General features: G+C 44.2%; 2 protein-coding genes and 1 pseudogene. 1 reads left to right on the top strand and 2 read right to left on the bottom strand.

Annotation, left to right across the window (positions count from 1 at the left end):
* Positions 1-190 precede the first annotated feature (190 nt).
* Entirely contained in the window at positions 191-793 is a 603-nt protein-coding gene (locus tag Q0R35_RS17585; protein WP_295621483.1) for a DUF3177 family protein, read from the bottom strand.
* 198 nt (positions 794-991) lie between these two features.
* Complete coding sequence (locus Q0R35_RS17590) at positions 992-1480, bottom strand: DUF4079 domain-containing protein (RefSeq protein ID WP_295621480.1); 489 nt, start codon at positions 1478-1480, stop codon at positions 992-994.
* A 273-nt stretch (positions 1481-1753) separates the two neighbouring features.
* On the opposite strand from Q0R35_RS17590, the pseudogene Q0R35_RS17595 reads away from it, so the two are divergent.
* A pseudogene (locus tag Q0R35_RS17595) lies at positions 1754-2308 on the top strand (SDR family NAD(P)-dependent oxidoreductase); the annotation flags it as partial.

Genomic DNA, 2308 nt, shown 5'->3' on the forward strand with positions numbered 1-2308 from the left:
TTACAATTATTGTTGGAAAATTATCTAGGGATAAAAGCTGCGACCGATCTGTAGGAGATGGGAGGTAGGAGATGGGAGATGGAAGAGTGGGGGACGGGGGGACGGGGAGACGGGGGGACTGGGGGACTGGATAAATTGTTAATCCTTCTTACTCCTTTCTCCTTACTCCCATCTCCCACCTCCCATCTCCCTACTCATCCCCCACCATTGCCGATCGACCTTGCTTGCCCAGCCGGACGATTAAGAAGTAGAGTAGATATAGGCTGTAAATAATTAGCCCTAAAATGCCGAGCAGACTGAGAAACTCTGGCTTGGAATTGGCATGGAAAAAATTGTAATAAAGCCAAGAAGGTTGGAACCACGCCTGACAATAAGCGGTGGTAGTACCGCCAACAGCACATGATAGAAACGGAATAACGGCGATCGCGCTCAGGGTACAATAGATGCTAGTCGCCCATCGCCAAGCCAAAAATCCCAATTTAAGTGGACGATCGGGCAAATCGTTAATTTCTTCGTTAATATCCGCCCAAAACCATAGCGACAGCGGAATTAATGATTGACCGACAAATGAGGCGATAAAACTCAATGGTGACGAACCGATTTGGAGATATACTACGATCGCGAGTAAACTAGCTACCCGCCAATAGATAATTAATAAACTCTGGATGACTACCGTTTTTTGAGCGAATGCCCACAGTAGTAAAATCAGTGGCATTAATACTGTAAAAATTACCGCCAATCGGAAATCCATCCAGATTAACGGTTGAAACCATAATTCAGCTTGATTAGACATTCGATCGATCTCAAAATAGGTAGTTTGCACCCGATCGTGGGTTATCTATAATACCCCCACTTCAACGGGTTTGATTTCACAATATTACCCTACTGGGAGGAGTAAGGAGTAAGGAGTAAGAAGGATTAACAATTTATCCAGTCTCCCCGTCTCCTCGTCTCCTCGTCTCCAATCTCCCATCTCCCAGTCTCCCATCTCTTAAATCGATAACCCTAACTTCAATCCCATCAAAGAGTGAACGATCATCATGACGAGAATGCCACTACCCAGATAGGCGTGGACTTTTCGGAGTTCGGGCTTATTTCCGCCAAATCCAGTACTAGAGATAACGCTGTTAATTGCGAGTAAAGTGAGGACGACGAGAGCTGTTAAGAAGTGAGAACTGCTCATAACGGCGTGCTTTTGGATAACTAGAGATAAGATACCACCAGTTGCCCCGATCGCCATAAATGCAAACATGACAGGCATCACCTTGCGATGCTGTGTCTTGCTGACGATTGCGGCTTTGGGATCGCTAGCGGTTAATATTCTACCTTTCCAGCCAACATAAGCACCATATCCACCCATGACGTACATAACGATGCTCATAAAAAAGGGATGTCCCCAGTGAGTTAGAGGTTCGGGGAGATCGAGCGCACGAAATTGACTGGCGATCGGTTCCAATAATTGTGTTAAGTTTTCGCCCATAATGCTTAATAGTGTGCCTTTTCTCTAAAATTATGCCGATCGCTATTGTACAGGGGAGTTAGGCTAATTTTCCGATCGACTGTGAGATGATGTCGATCGGGCTTGAGAGGATGTCTGAAAAGATTTTTTGATATGTATCGTAGATCTAAATCCCCCTAAATCCCCCTTGGAAAGGGGGACTTCAATTCCGGTTCCCCCCTTTTCAAGGGGGGTTAGGGGGGATTTCTAGGGTTTAAGCTGAACAGAATTGAGTTCTCAGACATTCTCTCAAAGATGGATAATATTTCACCGGAAAAACTAGAAATTTGTTTGGAAGTTTTACAGCAAATTGCTGACAATCCAGAATCGATCGCAAGTCACGATCGCATCAAGGGTTTAATTGCTAAAATTCATAAGCAAGGACGTAAATATTCGCGCAAACACGATCGCACGGAAAGACAAATTGAAGATCGTCAGACAAGAGAGAACACATTATTAGTTCGATCGCAACATCCCGAATTAAATCGCCATCTACTACCAACAGCACAACAGCCGCATTTGCAGCAGTCGATATCTTGTTATATCTGTAAACAAGCCTACCGAGAAGTTGATTCTTTTTATCATTTGCTCTGTCCGAAATGTGCCGAATTTAATTATCCAAAACGTTCGCAACGAGCGGATTTAACTGGTAGAGTTGCCTTAATTACGGGCGGCAGAATTAAGATCGGTTATCAATTAGGTTTGCGACTATTAAAAGATGGTGCGCGGGTGATTATTACGACCAGATTTCCCCAAGATTGTGCGCGGCGTTATAGTTTAGAACCAGATTTTAATGAATGGAACGATCGA

Source organism: Chamaesiphon sp. GL140_3_metabinner_50 (assembly GCF_025361915.1).
Lineage (GTDB): Bacteria > Cyanobacteriota > Cyanobacteriia > Cyanobacteriales > Chamaesiphonaceae > Chamaesiphon.

What these genes read in the sequence shown, in the direction of transcription:
- Q0R35_RS17585 (WP_295621483.1), bottom strand. Translation starts at nt 793, where the DNA reads ATGTCTAATCAAGCTGAATTATGGTTTCAACCGTTAATCTGGATGGAT.
- Q0R35_RS17590 (WP_295621480.1), bottom strand. Translation starts at nt 1,480, where the DNA reads ATGGGCGAAAACTTAACACAATTATTGGAACCGATCGCCAGTCAATTT.